General features: G+C 70.6%; 18 protein-coding genes. 9 read left to right on the top strand and 9 right to left on the bottom strand.

What is annotated here, in order from left to right; all coding sequences use genetic code 11:
• Positions 1 to 79: 79 nt before the first annotated feature.
• Positions 80 to 847 (bottom strand): IclR family transcriptional regulator, encoded by a 768-nt coding sequence (locus VFF97_RS15230; protein ID WP_325034345.1) that lies wholly within the window; start codon positions 845 to 847, stop codon positions 80 to 82.
• Positions 848 to 976: 129 nt separating this feature from the next.
• Between VFF97_RS15230 and VFF97_RS15225 the strand changes: the two genes are divergently transcribed.
• The 6 genes from VFF97_RS15225 (at position 977) to VFF97_RS15200 (ending at position 7,156) form a co-directional block, all read left to right on the top strand.
• On the top strand, positions 977 to 1,900 hold the full coding sequence (locus VFF97_RS15225) for a DUF6282 family protein (protein ID WP_325034344.1): 924 nt from the start codon (positions 977 to 979) through the stop codon (positions 1,898 to 1,900).
• Positions 1,901 to 2,006: 106 nt separating this feature from the next.
• Positions 2,007 to 2,834, top strand: a complete 828-nt coding sequence (locus VFF97_RS15220; RefSeq protein ID WP_325034377.1) for a 3-keto-5-aminohexanoate cleavage protein — start codon at positions 2,007 to 2,009, stop codon at positions 2,832 to 2,834.
• Positions 2,831 to 3,742, top strand: a complete 912-nt coding sequence (locus tag VFF97_RS15215) for a hypothetical protein (protein ID WP_325034343.1) — start codon at positions 2,831 to 2,833, stop codon at positions 3,740 to 3,742. The genes VFF97_RS15220 and VFF97_RS15215 overlap by 4 nt, the downstream gene beginning before the upstream one ends.
• Positions 3,739 to 4,515 (top strand): HpcH/HpaI aldolase family protein, encoded by a 777-nt coding sequence (locus VFF97_RS15210; RefSeq protein ID WP_325034342.1) that lies wholly within the window; start codon positions 3,739 to 3,741, stop codon positions 4,513 to 4,515. The genes VFF97_RS15215 and VFF97_RS15210 overlap by 4 nt, the downstream gene beginning before the upstream one ends.
• Positions 4,512 to 5,732, top strand: coding sequence for an iron-containing alcohol dehydrogenase (locus tag VFF97_RS15205; RefSeq protein ID WP_325034341.1), 1,221 nt, complete (start codon positions 4,512 to 4,514; stop codon positions 5,730 to 5,732). The genes VFF97_RS15210 and VFF97_RS15205 overlap by 4 nt, the downstream gene beginning before the upstream one ends.
• Entirely contained in the window at positions 5,729 to 7,156 is a 1,428-nt protein-coding gene (locus tag VFF97_RS15200) for an NAD-dependent succinate-semialdehyde dehydrogenase (RefSeq protein ID WP_325034340.1), read from the top strand. The genes VFF97_RS15205 and VFF97_RS15200 overlap by 4 nt, the downstream gene beginning before the upstream one ends.
• A gap of 51 nt (positions 7,157 to 7,207) precedes the next feature.
• On the opposite strand, the gene VFF97_RS15195 is transcribed toward VFF97_RS15200, so the two are convergent.
• From VFF97_RS15195 to VFF97_RS15180, 4 genes are all read right to left on the bottom strand, one after another.
• Positions 7,208 to 8,095, bottom strand: coding sequence for an RNA polymerase sigma-70 factor (locus VFF97_RS15195; RefSeq protein WP_325034339.1), 888 nt, complete (start codon positions 8,093 to 8,095; stop codon positions 7,208 to 7,210).
• Between the two features lie 10 nt (positions 8,096 to 8,105).
• On the bottom strand, positions 8,106 to 8,696 hold the full coding sequence (locus VFF97_RS15190; RefSeq protein ID WP_325034338.1) for a carboxymuconolactone decarboxylase family protein: 591 nt from the start codon (positions 8,694 to 8,696) through the stop codon (positions 8,106 to 8,108).
• An 80-nt stretch (positions 8,697 to 8,776) separates the two neighbouring features.
• Positions 8,777 to 9,355, bottom strand: coding sequence for an orotate phosphoribosyltransferase (gene pyrE, locus VFF97_RS15185; protein ID WP_325034337.1), 579 nt, complete (start codon positions 9,353 to 9,355; stop codon positions 8,777 to 8,779).
• 102 nt (positions 9,356 to 9,457) lie between these two features.
• Complete coding sequence (locus VFF97_RS15180; RefSeq protein WP_325034336.1) at positions 9,458 to 10,261, bottom strand: S1 family peptidase; 804 nt, start codon at positions 10,259 to 10,261, stop codon at positions 9,458 to 9,460.
• Positions 10,262 to 10,367: 106 nt separating this feature from the next.
• On the opposite strand from VFF97_RS15180, the gene VFF97_RS15175 reads away from it, so the two are divergent.
• Positions 10,368 to 11,207 (top strand): exodeoxyribonuclease III, encoded by an 840-nt coding sequence (locus VFF97_RS15175; RefSeq protein WP_325034335.1) that lies wholly within the window; start codon positions 10,368 to 10,370, stop codon positions 11,205 to 11,207.
• Between the two features lie 37 nt (positions 11,208 to 11,244).
• Here VFF97_RS15175 and VFF97_RS15170 read toward each other — a convergent pair whose 3' ends face one another.
• From VFF97_RS15170 to VFF97_RS15155, 4 genes are all read right to left on the bottom strand, one after another.
• Positions 11,245 to 11,808, bottom strand: a complete 564-nt coding sequence (locus tag VFF97_RS15170) for a hypothetical protein (protein ID WP_325034334.1) — start codon at positions 11,806 to 11,808, stop codon at positions 11,245 to 11,247.
• A gap of 97 nt (positions 11,809 to 11,905) precedes the next feature.
• The gene (locus VFF97_RS15165; RefSeq protein WP_325034333.1) at positions 11,906 to 12,544 is read right to left on the bottom strand and encodes a dihydrofolate reductase family protein; all 639 of its coding nucleotides are present in this window, start codon (positions 12,542 to 12,544) and stop codon (positions 11,906 to 11,908) included.
• Between the two features lie 47 nt (positions 12,545 to 12,591).
• Positions 12,592 to 13,290, bottom strand: coding sequence for a helix-turn-helix domain-containing protein (locus tag VFF97_RS15160; protein ID WP_325034332.1), 699 nt, complete (start codon positions 13,288 to 13,290; stop codon positions 12,592 to 12,594).
• Positions 13,291 to 13,731 (bottom strand): VOC family protein, encoded by a 441-nt coding sequence (locus tag VFF97_RS15155; protein WP_325034331.1) that lies wholly within the window; start codon positions 13,729 to 13,731, stop codon positions 13,291 to 13,293.
• Positions 13,732 to 14,009: 278 nt separating this feature from the next.
• Here VFF97_RS15155 and VFF97_RS15150 point away from each other — a divergent pair, with 278 nt between their 5' ends.
• Both VFF97_RS15150 and VFF97_RS15145 read left to right on the top strand, forming a co-directional pair.
• The gene (locus VFF97_RS15150) at positions 14,010 to 15,299 is read left to right on the top strand and encodes a sensor histidine kinase (protein ID WP_325034330.1); all 1,290 of its coding nucleotides are present in this window, start codon (positions 14,010 to 14,012) and stop codon (positions 15,297 to 15,299) included.
• Between the two features lie 44 nt (positions 15,300 to 15,343).
• The gene (locus VFF97_RS15145) at positions 15,344 to 16,036 is read left to right on the top strand and encodes a response regulator (protein ID WP_414684274.1); all 693 of its coding nucleotides are present in this window, start codon (positions 15,344 to 15,346) and stop codon (positions 16,034 to 16,036) included.
• Positions 16,037 to 16,114: the final 78 nt, after the last annotated feature.

The following is a 16,114-nucleotide window of genomic DNA, read 5'->3' as shown; positions in this document are numbered from 1 at the left end:
TGCGCCGGCGCCGCTCGGGCGCCGGCGGGCAGCGTTCAGCGCCCCGCCGAGACGGCACGGCAGGGCGGGAGGAGAGGGATCAGGCCGAGCGCGCTCCGACCGGTGCGCCGAGCTCCTCGCTCAGCTGGTCGGCGGTGGCGCGGAGAGCCCGCAGGGCGGCGGAGGACTCGGAGAGATCCGTCTGCTGCTGCGCGCCCAGGATCGCGACCGTCGCGCAGATGCCGTTCTCGTCGAAGACCGGCGCGGCGGCACCGAACATCCCGCCGTCGTAGCTGGCCAGGGCATAGCCCTGTCGGCGCGCGAGGTCGACATCGGCGATGAGCTTCGCGGCGGCTTCGGCGTCCAGCCCCTGGAGCGCGGCGGCCGTCGCGTCGCCGTCGGCGTGCGCGAGGTAGATGTGCGTCTGCGCCGCGTTCTCATCGAGGCGAGTGCCGGCGCGGACGGTGATCATGATCGACCGGCTCGCGTCCTCCTCGACGAGAGCCACGACGGGACGGCCTGCGGCCCACAGGCTCAGGACTGCGGTGAGGCGCACGTCCTCGCGCAGGCGGCGCAGATGCCCGGGCGCGATGTCGACGACTCGACGGCGATTGAGGGCGCGGATCCCCACCTGCAGCATGAGCCCGCCGAGCGCGAAGGTGCCTCGACGCGAACCTCGCTCGAGGATGCCGGCGGCCACCATCGATGAGCAGTAGCGATACGCCGTCGTGCGGTTGAGTCCGGTCAGCTCGGCGACATCCGCCGCCGTGAGCTCGTTCGAGCCGAACAGTCCGCAGATCTCGGCGACGCGAGCGACCGCCTGGATGTCGGACGTGGTCGACGCCTCCTTGCGCTCGCTCATTGCCATGACGAAATCGTAGTTCACATGCCGATCATCGACGCGGATGCGGCGCCTGCCGGAGCCGTGTCGGTTTACAGCAATCCGATCGTGTGCATAATATGAACGTCCGTTGCGTATATCGAACAAAGGATTCCTGTGGCGTTCGTCGACGAAGCTCCGATCACCCCTTCCCCGGCCGTACTCAAGGTGCTCGACGGTGCGGTCGACCTCCATTGCCACTCGGGCCCGAGTCCGTTCCCCCGCCGGATCGACCACGTCGATGCGTCGCGCGACGCCGCGCGCATCAACATGCGCGCGATCCTCGTGAAGTCGCACCACCACAACACCGCCATGGACGTGCTCGCGATGCGCAAGCTCCTGGCCGATGCCCCCACGCCCGTCTACGGGGGTGTCGCGCTCAACACCGAGGTGGGCGGGGTGAACCCCTCCGCCGTCGCTCTGGCGATCGGGATGGGGGGGCGCTGCGTGTGGGGGCCCACCGTCTCTGCGGCACAGCACATCGCCGCTCACAGCCACGACGACGGCTTCCCGAACGCCGGCGGCGATCTCCACGAGAAGGTCGAGACGGTGCTCGGGCCCGACGGAGACGTCTCCGAGGCCGCCGACACCGTCACCAAGCTCGTCGCAGAAGCCGGCATCCTCATGACCGGCGGCCACATGGACGGCGAGCAGATCCGCGCCTACTTCCACGCCGCGCATCGCAACGGCGTGAAGCGCCTGCTGCTGCACCACCCCGACTTCATCGTGAACACGCCGGACTCCGTGCTCGAGGAGCTCGTGGGGCTCGGGGCGTTCGTGGAGCACGAGATCGCGATGTACCACCCCGGCGTCTCGGCGCCGCGGTGGCCGATCCAGCGCCTCGTCGACTGGATCGAGCGCATCGGCCCCGAGCACACCGTCATCGACTCCGACCTGGGTCAGGAAGGCAATCCGCTTCCCGTCGACGGCTACATCTACATCGTCGAGCAGCTGCTCGACCACGGCGTCTCGGAGCAGGACATCCGCCAGATGATCTGCCGGAACACCGCCTACCTGCTCGGACTCGAGGAGAGCCGCTGATGCGTCCCGCCGAGAAGGTCATCATCACGACGGCCGTGACCGGCTCGGTCAACGTGCCGTCGCAGAGCCCCTACCTCTCTCGGCGGAGCAGGTCCTCGCGGCTGCGCTGGAGGCGATCGACGCCGGTTCGGCGATCGTGCACCTGCACGCGCGGCATCCGGACGGTCGTCCCGCCTTCGAGCCGGAGGTGTTCGAGCAGATCGTCCCCGTGATCGAGGCCGAGACGGATGCCGTCATCAACATCACCACCGGCGGCTCGAGCGCCATGACGATGGACGAGCGCCTCGCCGCCGCGACGCGGTTCCGGCCCGAGCTCGCCTCGCTCAACATGGGGTCGATGAACTTCGTGTACTCGGGCATCGCCGAGAAGGTCACCGAGTGGCGGTACGAGTGGGAGAAGCCGTACGTGCTCAACACGTACTCGCATCCGTTCATCAACACGTTCGACCGCATCGAGCACACGATCCGCACGCTCGGCGACCTCGGCACGCGGTTCGAGTATGAGTGCTACGACATCGGACACCTGTACTCCCTCGCCCACTTCGTCGACAAGGGCCTCGCGAAGCCCCCGCTGCTGATCCAGGGGGTGTTCGGCATCCTCGGCGGCATCGGCGCGCACCACGAGAACCTCGAGCACATGGTGCGCATCGCCGACAAGCTGTTCGGCTCGGACTACTCCTTCTCCGCCTTCGCGGCGGGGCGGGACCAGATGCAGTTCGCGACCCACAGCGCGTGGCTCGGCGGGCACGTGCGCGTCGGACTGGAAGACAGCCTGTGGATCGGGAAGGGCCGCCTCGCGGAGTCGAACGCGCAGCAGGTCCGCAAGATCCGCGGCGTGATCGAAGACCTCGGAAAGCAGATCGCGACCCCGGACGAGGCGCGCGAGATCCTCGCGCTGCGCGGCCGGGTCCGGAAAGGAGGCGTCACCGCATGACCCCGTACGCCACAGACGACATCCGCTCCACCCTCGCCACCGCGGAGCCCGCCCGCTCGGTCGACCCCTCGACGCCGATCAAGCCGGCGCAGTGGATCGAGTTCTTCGCGCACGAGCCCACCGAGACGACCCCGCTCGGCGGTCGCACGTGGGTGGCGCGCGCCGCCAACGCCGTCATCGCCTACTCGCTCGCGAAGAAGGGCGACGTGCTGTCCCGCCGCGGCCAGCCGGACGAGTACACGGTGCTGATGTACTCCGAGAGCGCGCCGGTCGCGGTGACCGCCGGGCGTGAGGAGGCGCAGGTCGCCGAGGAGGCGCTCATCGTCGTGCCCCCGGGCGACAGCGACATCCGCGTCGAGGGAGACGGCGTCGTGATCCGGCTCTTCTCGGCCCTCGCCGACGACCTGCGGGAGGGTGCGCTGAACGCCGCGGCGTACGCCGAGCCCGACCTGCGCGCCGCTCCGCTCGTGCCCTGGCCCGACCCGGTCGGCGGGTTCCGGCTGCGGGTGTACCGTCTCGCCGAGACGCCGATCGCCGAGGGCCGGTTCGGTCGCATCTTCCGCACCACGAACCTCATGGTCAACTTCCTCGCGGAGGAGCCGGAGCCGCGGAATCCGCGCAAGCTCTCGCCACACCACCACGACGACTTCGAGCAGATCTCGCTCGCCGTCAAGGGCCGGTTCGTGCACCACATCCGCTACCCCTGGGGGCCCGACTCGACCCGCTGGCGGCCCGACGAGAGCCGTGAGATCGCGACGCCGTCGATCTGCATCATCCCGCCCCCCACCGTCCATACGACTCAGGGGATCGGCCCCCACCAGCAGCTCATCGACATCTTCTCGCCGCCCCGCGAGGACTTCTCGGAGGCGGGATGGGTGCTGAACGCCGACGACTACCCGGCACGATGACGCGGCGCAGCATCTTCCGTGCGGCCCTGCAGGGCGAAGGGCCGGCGCTCGGGACGTGGGTCAAGCTGCCCACCGTCGCCAGCATGGAGCTCATCGCCCTGGCCGGATTCGACTTCGCGGTGATCGACCTCGAGCACTCGCCCATCGACCTCGAGACGGCCTACGACCTCATCGGAGTCGGCCTGCTGTCCGGGGTCTCGCCGATCGTGCGCATCCCCGCCCTCGAGCCCGGCATCGTGCAGCGCGTCCTCGACGCGGGGGCCGAGGGGATCATGGTCCCGCACGTCGACACGGAGCATCAGGCACGTGCCGCGGCCTCATACGTGCGCTTCCCGCCACACGGAGTGCGCGGCGTCGGCGCCACGAGCCGCGCCGGAGCATGGGGGGCGCTGCCGCGCGAGGAGTACGTGCGCTTCGGCCAGGAGGAGGCGGTGCTCATCGCCCAGCTCGAGAGCGCCGAGGCGATCCGGAACTCCCGTGCGATCGCCCGCGTACCGGGCGTCGACGCCGTGCTGGTGGGGGCCGCCGACCTGTCGATGAGCGAAGGCATCCAGGAATCGGACCCGCGTGTGCGGGAGATGATGACGGATGCCGTCGCCCAGGCCACCGCCGAGGGCGTGCCCGTCGGCGGTGCGGGCGGAGCAGGTGCCGACGCCGTGCGCGCCGCGGTCGACGTCGGGTTCCGGTTCGTGCTCATGGGAAACGACGCCGGCCTGCTGGGCGCCGCGGCCCGCGAGGCCGTCCGGGCGGGAAGGTCGGTGAGCGTCTCATGACCGACTCGGTCACGACGGGAACCCTGCGCCTGCCGCCGCGCGTGCACGCGGGGTTCGGTGCACGCGCGCAGCTGCTGCACACGCTGCCCGACGGCACGCAGCGCGTGCTCGCGGTGATCGACCCGTTCCTGACGAGCTCGCCGCTGTGGATCGAGCTGCAGACCTCCCTCGAGGCCCACGGCGTGCGTGTGCACGTGTACTCCGACATCAGACCCGAGCTCCCGGTGGACTCGCTCACGGCGGCGGCCGACACCGCGGCCGCGCTCGGCGTGCAGGCGATCATCGCGGCCGGCGGGGGGAGCGCCCTCGACGCCGCGAAGCTCGTCGCGTTGCTCGTCACGCACGGCGGGCCGCTGTCGCGCTTCTACGGCGAGAACCTTGTGCCCGGGCCCGTGCTGCCTGTGATCGCGTTGCCGACCACCGCGGGGACCGGCTCGGAGGTGACCCCCGTCGCCGTCGTGTCCGACCCGCGGCGGCACATGAAGGTCGGCATCTCCAGCCCGCATCTGATCCCGGCCGCCGCGCTCGTGGATCCCGAGTTGACGCTCGCTGCACCCGCCTCGGTCACCGCGTTCGCGGGCGTGGACGCGCTCGTGCACGCCGTCGAATCGTTCACCGCCGCCGATCTGCGGTCTCCCTGGAACGACGAGCTGCCTGTGTTCACGGGGCGCAACACGCTGACGTCCGCGCTCGCCCTCGAGGCGGCGGCACGCATCCACGCGTGGCTGCCGATCGCGGTCCGCGAGCCCGCGAATCGTCGGGCGCGCGAGGAGATGGCGATCGGGTCGCTGCAGGCGGGGATCGCGTTCGGCCCCACGGGAACCCACCTCTCGCACGCGCTGCAATACCCGATCGGCGCCGCGACCGGCACACCGCACGGGCTCGGCACCGGCCTGCTGCTCCCGTACATCGTCGACGCGCTCCGCCGCGATCCGGCCACGGCCGAGCGCATCGGCGTGCTGGGCGACGCGATGGGCGTCGGCGCCGACCCGGATGCGGTCATCACCGCGCTGAGCGGACTCAACGACGCGATCGGGGTGCCGTCGAGCTTGCGCGCCCTGGGCATCGAGCGGGAGCACCTCCCGCAGATCGCGGAGCTCGCACTCGAGTCGCGTCGTCTGGTCGGCATCGCACCCGTCCCCGCCGGCGAGGAGCTGCTGCGGGAGATCCTCGATTCGGCCTTCGCCGGAACGCTCGCCCTCAGGAGGACGGCATGACCTATCGCAGCGACCTGTTCATCGACGGAGAATGGCACGCCGGCGCATCCGGTGAGCGCTTCGACGTCGTCGATCCCGCCGACCTCTCGACCATCGCGCGCTTCGCCGTCGCGACCGCGGAGGACTGCGATGCCGCGGTCGACGCCGCGGCGACGGCGCAGCCGAGCTGGGGCGCCACACCGCCTCGCGAGCGGGGCGAACTGCTGCGAGCGGTCTTCGAGTCGCTTCGGAGCGACGCCGACGAGCTCGCCTCCGTCATCGTGGCGGAGAACGGCAAGTCATGGGCGGATGCGGTCGCCGAGACCTCGTACGCGATCGAGTTCTTCCGCTGGTTCTCCGAGGAGGCCGTGCGCATCTCCGGCGACTACCGCCTGTCCCCCGACGGCGGCAAGCGCATCGTCGTGGATCGCGCGCCCATCGGCGTCTCGCTGCTCATCACCCCGTGGAACTTCCCTGCCGCGATGGCGACGCGCAAGCTCGCACCGGCCCTCGCCGCCGGGTGCACGACCGTGCTCAAGCCCGCACGCGAGACGCCGCTGACGGCCGCGTACATCGTGGACGCGCTCCAGCGCGCCGGCGCGCCGAAGGGCGTCGTGAACCTCGTGACACCCGTGCCGACGGGCCCGCTCGTGAAGCGGATGATCGATCGGCCCGAAGTGCGCAAGCTCTCCTTCACGGGGTCCACCGAGGTCGGGCGAGATCTCCTCCACGCGTGCGCCGACACGGTCGTGAGCGCCTCGATGGAGCTCGGAGGCAACGCGCCGGTCATCGTCCTTCCGGGCGCGGACCTCGACGTCGCCGTGGAGGGCGCGCTGCTCGCGAAGATGCGCAACGGGGGTTCGGCCTGCACCGCGGCCAACCGCTTCTACGTGCACGACTCACTGCACGACGCGTTCGTCGAACGACTCCGCGCCGCCCTCGAACGCATCAGCGTCGGCCCGGGCCGCGAGCGCACCCATGCACTGGGGGCGCAGGTATCCATCGCCGAGCGCGACAAGATCGCGTCCCTCGTCGAGGTCGCTCTCGATGAGGGGGCGCAGCTCGCCTGCGGAGGGAAGCCGGTCGCCGGAGGCGCGTTCTACGCGCCGACGCTGCTCACCGACGTCCACCACGGCGACACGATCACGACCACCGAGATCTTCGGACCGGTGACCGCGGTCGTCCGGTACGAGTCGGTCGCCGAAGCCGTCCGCATGGCGAACGACACGATCTACGGGCTCATGGCCTACGTGTTCGGGCCCGAGCGCGAAGCCGTCGCGGTGGGCCGACGGCTCGAGGCAGGCATGGTCGCCGTCAACCGCGGTGTCGTGAGCGATCCTGCCGCGCCGTTCGGCGGCGTCAAGCAGAGCGGGATCGGCCGAGAGGGCGGGTTCGAGGGCATCCACGAATTCCTCGAGGAGAAGTACATCGCCCTCACGGCGTGAGTCGGCGCGGGAGCACCTCGTCTCGCTTCGCTCGCTCGGTGACCGGGCCGGTCACCGCCCGACGGCGGCCTCCTCATCGACGCGGCGGAGCTTGTCGGGGTTCGCGATCGAGAAGATGCGGGTGACGAGACCGTCCTCGATCGTGAGGCTCACGACACCGGCGAGGTGACCGTCGACGTCGACGCGGATGCCCGGGAGTCCGTTGACCCACGTCGGCTTCGCCTCGATCGTCCCCGGGAACTTCTCGAGGCTGCCCGCGAGGTACCGCACGATGTTGTCGGCACCGTGCAGCGGACGCCGTGCCGCGCCCTTGACCTTGCCGCCGCTGTCGGCCACGGAGACGACATCGGGGGCGAGCACGTCCATGAGGTCCTGCACGTTGCCGGTGTTGAACGCGGCGACGAAGCGCTCGACCACGGCTTCGTGCTCCGCCGGGGCGACCCTCATGCGCGGGCGGCGCGCCGCGACGTGGTCCTTGGCACGGTGGGCGATCTGCCTCACGGCCGCGGGAGTCTTGCCGACGGCATCCGCGATCTCGTCGTACGGGACGTCGAAGACCTCGCGCAGCACGAACACGGCGCGTTCGGGCGGGCTCAGCGTCTCGAGCACGGTGAGGGTCGCGATCGACAGACTCTCGGCCAGCTCGACATCGTCGGCCACGTCGGGACTCGTCAGCAGCGGCTCGGGGAGCCACTCGCCGATGTAGTCCTCGCGACGCCGTGACAGCGTGCGCAGGTGGTTGAGCGCCTGGCGCGTCACGATGCGCACGAGATACGCGCGCGGCTCGCGCACGCTGTCGCGGTCGACGGCCGACCACCGCAGCCACGACTCCTGCAGGACGTCCTCGGCGTCGGCGGCTGAGCCGAGCAGCTCGTACGCGACCGTGAACAGCAGTCCGCGGTGCGTGACGAACGGGTCCTCCTCGTCGACGGTGCTCATCGGCCCGAGCCTACGCGGCGCCGCCGACAGGCGTGCGGTCGGCGAGGGCCGGCATGCCGCACGCATCCGCGAAGTGCTCCGAGCGGATGCCGAGCGCGATGTTCATGCGGGCGGACATGTTCATGAATGCGACGCGCGCCGCGAGCTCCACGAGCGCCGGGGCACCGAGCTGCTCGAGCAGCGCGTCGGAGAGCTCGTCTGTGACCGCCGGCGGAGTCTGGCTCGCCAACTCGGCGTACTCCATCACCTGGCGCTCGAGCGGGCTGAAGACGTCGGACGAGCGCCAGCGCGGCACCTCGCGAACCTTCAAGACGTCGAGGCCGCGGTCGCGCGACAGGAAGTAATTGAAGTCGAGGCAGAAGCTGCAGCCGACGGTCGCGGCTGCCGCCATCGCGGCGTAGGTCGCGAGCTCATGGTCGAGCTGGTCCCACTTCTCGACCTTCTGGCCGATGCCCATCGCGTCCTTCATGACGCGCTGGTTCTGCCACAGAATGCCGACGGAGTCGGGCACACGGCCCATCATCTTCTTCGCGAACGCCTTCACGATCGCGCCGTAGACGCCGGTGATCTCCGCGGCGGGGATGCGGGTGTCGGTGGCCATGTCGTCCTCCATGTCGTGTGGTGTCCTGCTCGTTGAACATGGAGACACCGGCCGGTTCCGGTGTGTGACAGGTTCCCGGACTACTGCGGCTCGAGCCCCAGATCGTCGAGGTCGATCGCCGCGAGCCACTGCAGCCCCTCGGCCTCCACCGCGGCCTGCGCCCCCGTCTTGCGGTCGACGATCACCGCGACCGCGACGGGCTCGGCGCCCTCGCGCCGCAGGACCTCGACCGCCTTGAGCGCGGACTGACCGGTGGTCGAGGTGTCTTCGACGACGACGACGCGCTTGCCCGCGACATCCGCGCCTTCGACCTGTCGGCCGCGCCCGTGATCCTTCGGCTCCTTGCGCACCACGAACGCGTCGAGCGGGCGGGGCGTGCGGGCCGACTCGTGCATGATCGCGTTCGCGATCGGGTCGGCGCCCAGCGTGAGCCCGCCCACGGCGACGATGTCGGGAACGTCGCGGATGAGGTCGAGCATGATGCGCCCGATCGACGGCGCCGCGCGGTGGTCGAGCGTGAGCTTGCGCATGTCGACGTAGTACGTCGCCTTCTTGCCGCTCGAGAGCGTGAAGTCGCCGTGGAACACCGCCTCGTCCTGGATGAGGGCGATGAGGTACTGGCGGTCTGCTTCGAGCTCGGGCGTGGAGGCGACGGTCATGCGCACGAGTCTAGGCGGGGGACGGATGCGGCGACCGCGGCCCCGGCGCGGACGAGGGGCCGGAGCGAACGCGTCGCCCCGGCCCTCGCCGGCCGCCTCAGGTCAGTTCAGGAACTCACCGATGAACGCGAGGTCGTCCGCGCGATCGATGCGGTACACGCCGCCGGTGCCGGCGCACGTGACGTTGAGCCCGAAGGAGGTGACGCCCGCGAGCTGGAGCGACGTGCCGATGAACGTTGGTCCACCCGAGTCACCCGAGCACGTGCCGCCCGTGTGGGCGTTGTTCGACAGGAGGAGCGAGCCGTCGCCCGTGAAGCCCGTGTTGATCTGGTTGAGCTTCGGGTGCGAGACCATGCGCAGGCGCTCCGCCTGGTCCTTCCACGACGCGGCATCCGGGAAGCTCTTCTGCAGGCCGTAGCCGACGGCCGTGAAGGTCACGTCCTGCTTGCCGCGCTTCGTCGCGAGGCTGTCGAGCTGGTTCAGCGTCGGGAGCGTGCCGAAGTACTGCGGGTCGATGTCGACCGGCTCGTCGAGCACGACCATCCCGAGGTCGTGCAGGTAGAACGCCGCGTCGTCGTACTCCGGGTGCGTGTACGGCGTCCCCGAGACGTCGCCCGTGAACGGGTAGCCCGTCGCCGCGGCGTCGCGCAGGTCGTCGTCGAACCACACCTCGACGTGGTCGGCGCCGTACGTGCAGTGGCCGGCCGTGAGGTAGAGCGTCGGCGAGATCAGCGTTCCGCTGCATCGCCAGGCGGGCGCGCCGTCCTGGAAGGCCACCATGAGTCCGACGGCGGGGTGGCCGTCGCCGTCCGGCACGCCGTTGGTGACGGCCTGTGCCGGCGTGCTGATGGACATGAACAACAGAGCCGCCGCTGCTGCAGCGACGGCGAGCGCGGGTTTGCGCATAGTCACCTTTCTTCGGTGGGTTTGGACGAGCATGTCACCGCGCCCCCGCCGCGGCAAGAGTCGAAACGCGAACTCGGCGTCCGACGCCCGGAATAGGCTTGAACCCATGCGCCTGGCCACCTGGAACGTGAACTCGATCCGCGCCCGTGTCGACCGCATCCTCGGCTTCGCGGTGCGTGAGCACATCGACGTGCTCGCGATGCAGGAGATCAAGTGCAAGGCCGAGCAGTTCCCCTACGAGCTGTTCGAAGAGGCCGGCTACCACGTCGAGGCGCACGGCTTCTCGCAGTGGAACGGCGTCGCGATCGCGAGCCGCGCGCCGATCGAGAACGTGCGCACCGCGTTCCCCGGCATGCCCGGCTTCGCGAAGGGCCATAACGGTCCCGATGCGCCGCAGGAGGCCCGCGCGATCGGAGGCACGATCGAGGGCGTCGAGGTGTGGAGCCTCTACGTGCCGAACGGCCGCACGCTGCAGGACCCGCACTACTTCTACAAGCTCGACTGGCTCGCCGCGCTCACCGGGTACACGCGCGAGACCCTCGAGGCGAACCCGGATCTACCGCTCGCGCTCGTGGGCGACTTCAACATCGCCCCGACGGATGCCGACAACGGCGATCCCGCGGTCGTGCCGGGCTTCTCCACCCACGTCTCGCCGCCCGAGCGCGAGGCGTTCGCGGCCCTCGAGTCGGCCGGCGTCTCCGACGTCGTGCGCCCGCTCGTGCCGACCGGCTACACGTACTGGGACTACAAGCAGCTGCGCTTCCCCCGCAACCAGGGCATGCGCATCGACTTCATCCTCGGCTCGAAGGCGTTCGCCGACGCGGTCGCGGGCGCGCAGATCCACCGCGACGAGCGCAAGGGCGAGGCCCCCAGCGACCACGTGCCGGTGGTCGTCGACCTCGACTTCGGCGGGCCCGACGACGACGATCGCCCGATGATCTTCTGACCTCGCGGATGCCGCGGCGCGGCATCCGTCTCGTCGATCAGCCCGTCGGAGCCGGCGTGCAGTGCGGCGGGTCGGACTTGCCGCTGATCGCGAAGTCCTCGCACGTGAGGAAGTGCTCCTGGTTGAGGCCGAGCAGGAACGACGCGACACAGATGCCGAGGATCACGAGGGCGATGAGCCACTTCGTGCTGGTGCTCGTCTCGTGCGCGAAGTCGGGCCACACGATGCCGATGAGCACCCACAGCGTGAACGGGATGCCGGCGAGCACCGCGAGCAGCGCGACGATGTCGACGATGAGGATCGTGATGTCGGTGGTCTCGTCGGCGACCGCGAAGTTGAGCACGAGCCACACGGTCGGCAGCAACAGGAGGAACGCTCGCGCGAGCCGCACGCCGACCGGGCGCTTCTCGACGAGCACGAACACGAACGCCGCCGTCGATGCCGCCCACAGCGCGAGCACGTCGTCGAAGAAGATCTCACCCCACACGCCGAGGGTGAAGGCGGGCCACCACGCGATCGCGGCGATGCCCACCATCACCACGCCGACGGGCACATCCCGTCGGCGTTTCTCCTCGGTGGTGGACGGCGCATCCGCGTGCACATCGGCACGCTATCGGCTCCGCGCGCGGGCGCCGCGGATCCACGCCCGAAGCCGGGCGATCCGGTGGCGATCCGGCGGCGATCCGGCGGCGATCCGATCAGGCGCCGTCTTCGGGCAGAGTCATGTCGCCTGTGCGCAGGGGTCCCGCAGGGCGATAGCGCAGCAGCACGGCCCCGGTGTCGCCGACCAGCGGCGGCGCGAGCAGCTCGAGCGTCGCAGGCTTCGCACCATCCGGGAACACCTTCTTGCCCTGGCCGATGACGATCGGATGCACCCACAGCAGCAGCTCGTCGTACGCGTCTGCGGCGAGCAGCGTCTGCACGAAGTCGACGCTCCCGATGACGTGGATGTTCTCGTGGCGGTCACGCAGCGCGGCGACCTCGGCGGCGGCATCCGGTCCGAGCAGTGTCGAGCCCTGCCACTCGAGCTTCGGGTTGCCGCGCGAGGCGACGTACTTCGGGATCGCGTCGAACTTGCGCCCGATGCGGCCCTCGGCATCGCCCTCGGTGTGCTTCGGCCAGTACGCGGCGAAGATGTCGTACGTGCGGCGGCCGAGCACGAGCGCGTCCATCGCCTCGATGCCGTCGCCGATCTGCTGCCCGAGCACGCGGTCGGGGAACGGCGCCTGCCAGCCGCCGTACGGGAAGTCGTTCGACGTGTCCTCCTCGGGGCCGCCCGGTGCCTGGGCGACGCCGTCGAGGGTCGTGAAGAGGTCGATCGTGATGCGTCCGGTCATGGGGTCACTTCCTTGTGGTCTTCGGTCGGGCTGGTCTTCGGTCGGGCTCACGCGACGAGCGCGACTCCCGGGTCAATGTGGAACGTCGCGGCGAACCGGTCGAGCAGCGAGCCGTCACCGCTCACGACGGCGAGCACGTCCTGGTCGATCGCGTCGGCGGGCGTGAGCTCGCCCGAGATGACACGACGGATGCCGGGGCCCGCCGCGAACACGAGATCGGGGTCGCCGTCGGGCAGCCGTCCGCCGATCGGCGGGGCCGGCGGAGCCAGCTGCGCGATGCGCAGGTCGCGCCCGTCGACCTGCACGCGAAGCGCGACGTCGCCCACGTGCAGCTCGTAGTCGGCCGGCGGGAGAGCCGCCGCGGCATCCGGCTGGAACGCCGTGCGCAGCGCCATCGTGAGCGAGTCGGCCGTCACGACGTCACCCGGCTCGGGCTCGCCCATCTGCTGGAACCCCCATCGTCCGAGCGCCAGCACGATCGGCTCGAGTTCGCGCCCGTACGGCGTCAGCTCGTACACGAGTCCGCAGTTCACGAGCGGCACGCGGCGCACGACGCCGCCCTCCTGCAGCTCCTTGAGCCGCGTGGAGAGGATGTTGGTGGGGATCTTGGGCAGCCCCTGCTTGAGGTCGGTGTACCGGCGGGGACCGACGAGCAGATCGCGCACGATGAGCAGAGCCCAGCGCTCGCCGATCAGCTCGACGGCCGTCGTGACCCCGCAGTACTGCCCGTAACTGCGGGAGGCCACTTACGCGTTCTGCCCCTGCTGCGCGAGGAACGCCTCGGGGCCCTGGGCGGCCGCCTGCGGCTCCATGTAGATGAACGCGAGGCCGTTTCCGTCGGGGTCGTCGAGGTCACGGCTGTACATGAAGCCGTAGTCCTGCGCGGGACGGGGCTCGGAGCCGCCGTTGGCGAGGCCGGCCTCGATGGCCTGGTCGACCGCCTCGCGCGACTCGCGGCTGAGTCCGATCTGCACCTGGGCCGTCGTCTTGGCGTCGGCGATCGGCTTGTCGGTGAACGTCGCGAAGTAGTCGCGGTGCAGCACCATCATGAAGACGTTGTCGTCCCACACGATGCACGCGGCGTTCTCGTCGGTGAACAGGGGATTGATGGTCGCACCGAGCGACGTGTAGAACGCCTTCGCCCGCTCGAGATCGTCGGTGGGGACGTTGACGAAGATGTGCGTCATTGCCGTGCTCCTTGTCGGTCGGGATGCGGCTGCCGCCGCCTCCCGCCGATACTTGCAAAAGACAAGCATACTTGTCAATAGCAAGTACGTCAGCCGAGGGCCCCGTCCAGGGCGGGGTGCGTGAAAGCGCCGGGCCCAAACGCGGGTCGGCGCCCGCACGGGGCGGTCATTGCCCGATCGAGCCCGGCGCTTTCACCGCAGTTCGGCCGTCCCGCGCCGCATCGCTTCTCCCCCGTGCGACGGATGCCCCACCCCCACCTCCCCCGTACCGTGGAGGCATGTCCGACTCGACCGCTGCGCCCACGCGCCGCATCCCCGCGACCGCGCGCGAGCACCGGAGCGACATCTGGCTCGCCGCCGCGCTCTTCGTCGCCGCGGTGCTCAGCACGGCGCTCGGCGCCGCCGCCGGCGTCTTCGGCGAAGACACCCCGGGGATGGAGTGGGGGCTCGTGTACGCCGCCGCCCTCACCATCCCGCTCGCGGTGCGCCGCCGGTACCCCGAGATCGCCGCGATCCTCGTCGCTCTCGCGTTCTTCGTCGCCGGCTCGTTCCGCCTGCCCGAGCTCTACGTCGGCAACATCGCCCTGTTCATCGCGATGTACACGGTCGGCGCGTGGGTCGACGACCGTCGCCGCGCGACGATCGTCCGCGTCGCGATCATCGTGGGCATGTTCGCGTGGCTGCTCGTGACCATGTTCCAGGCCGCGACGGCGCCGGCCGACGAGGTCGGCTTCTCCCGCTCGGGCGCCTTCTCGCCGTTCGTGGCATTCATGCTCATGCAGCTGCTCGTGAACGTCGCGTTCTTCGGCGGCGCGTACTACATGGGCGACCGCGCGCACGGCGCGGCGCTCCAGCGCGCGGCGCTCCAGCACCGCACCGCCGAGCTCGAGCACGAGCGCGAGGTCACGGCGGCGCAGGCGGTCGCGCTCGACCGCGTGCGCATCGCGCGCGAGCTGCACGACGTCGTGGCCCACCACGTGTCGGCGATGGGCGTGCAGGCGGGGGCGGCCCGTGCCGTGCTGGAACGCGATCCGGATGCCGCGCGCGAAGCGCTCCTCGGGGTCGAGGCATCCGCCCGCTCTGCCCTCGACGAGCTGCACCAGCTGCTCGAGACCCTGCGCACGCCCGCGGGGGAGACTCCGGATGCCTCGACCGTGCGCCTCGCAGACATGGAGCAGCTCGTCGAGCACGCGCGCGAGAACGGGCTCCCCACCACGTACACGGTCGTCGGCGACCCCGTCGCGGCGCTGCCCCCCGTCGTGCAGGTGAACGTGTATCGAGTCGCGCAGGAGGCGCTCACGAACGCGCGCCGCCACGGCGGACCGGATGCCACGGCCGACGTCCGCCTGCGCTACGAGCCCGACGCGGTCGAGCTCGAGGTCGCCAACACGGGTCGCTCGAGCGCGCCCGTCCGCGCAGGTCTCGGCATCGTCGGCATGCGCGAGCGCGCCGCTGTCTCAGGAGGCACGATCGAGGTCGGCCCACGCTCGCGCGGCGGATACCTCGTGCGCCTGCGCGTGCCGGTCGAGCAGTCGGCACCGGCTGAGACCGCGGGAGTCTCGGCGTGACGGGCTCTCCGATCCGCGTGCTCCTCGTCGACGACCACGCCGTCATGCGCGCGGGATTCCGCATGATCCTCGAGGCCGAGGACGGCATCACGGTCGTCGGCGAGGCCGCCACCGGGGCGGAGGCGGTGGCCGCGGCATCCGCTTCTCGCCCCGACGTCGTGTGCATGGACGTGCAGATGCCCGACATGGACGGCATCGAGGCGACGCGCCGCATCGTCGCGGATCCCTCGGTCGACGCGGCGGTGGTCATCGTGACGACGTTCGACCGCGACGACTACCTGTTCTCGGCGCTGTCCGCCGGGGCATCCGGCTTCTTGCTGAAGAACGCCGGACCCGAGGAGCTCGTGTCGGCCGTGCGCGTCGCGGCGGCGGGCGATGCGCTGCTCGCGCCCGAGGTCACGCGCCGTGTGATCGAGCGCTTCGCGGCGCCAGGGGTGCGCAACTCCGGAGAACCTTCGCGCAACGCGGCCGGAAGCCCGCGTGTTGAGGCCGCACCGCCGGATTCTCCGGAGTTGAGCACGCCGGTCTCGGGCACTCGGATCCAGGTCGAGCTCACCGAGCGTGAGCGTGAGGTGCTCCGGCTGGTGGCCGGCGCGCTCAGCAACGCCGAGATCGCGGCACGCCTGCACATCGGCGAGGCCACCGTCAAGACGCACGTATCGAACGTGCTGCAGAAGCTCGGCGTACGCGACCGCGTCGCCGCGGTCGTCTACGCCCACCGCCACGGGCTCGCCTGACCTGGTCCGGGCGGTCCAGGTGGCCACGAAGAGCTCGGCGAGACGACGGATGCCCCGACCCCCGCGCCACGAAGGGCG

It is taken from the genome of Microbacterium sp. (assembly GCF_035687345.1).
Taxonomy (GTDB): domain Bacteria; phylum Actinomycetota; class Actinomycetes; order Actinomycetales; family Microbacteriaceae; genus Microbacterium.
Note: the sequence above shows the minus strand (reverse complement) of the source record. Positions and strands in the feature narration are given on the sequence as shown.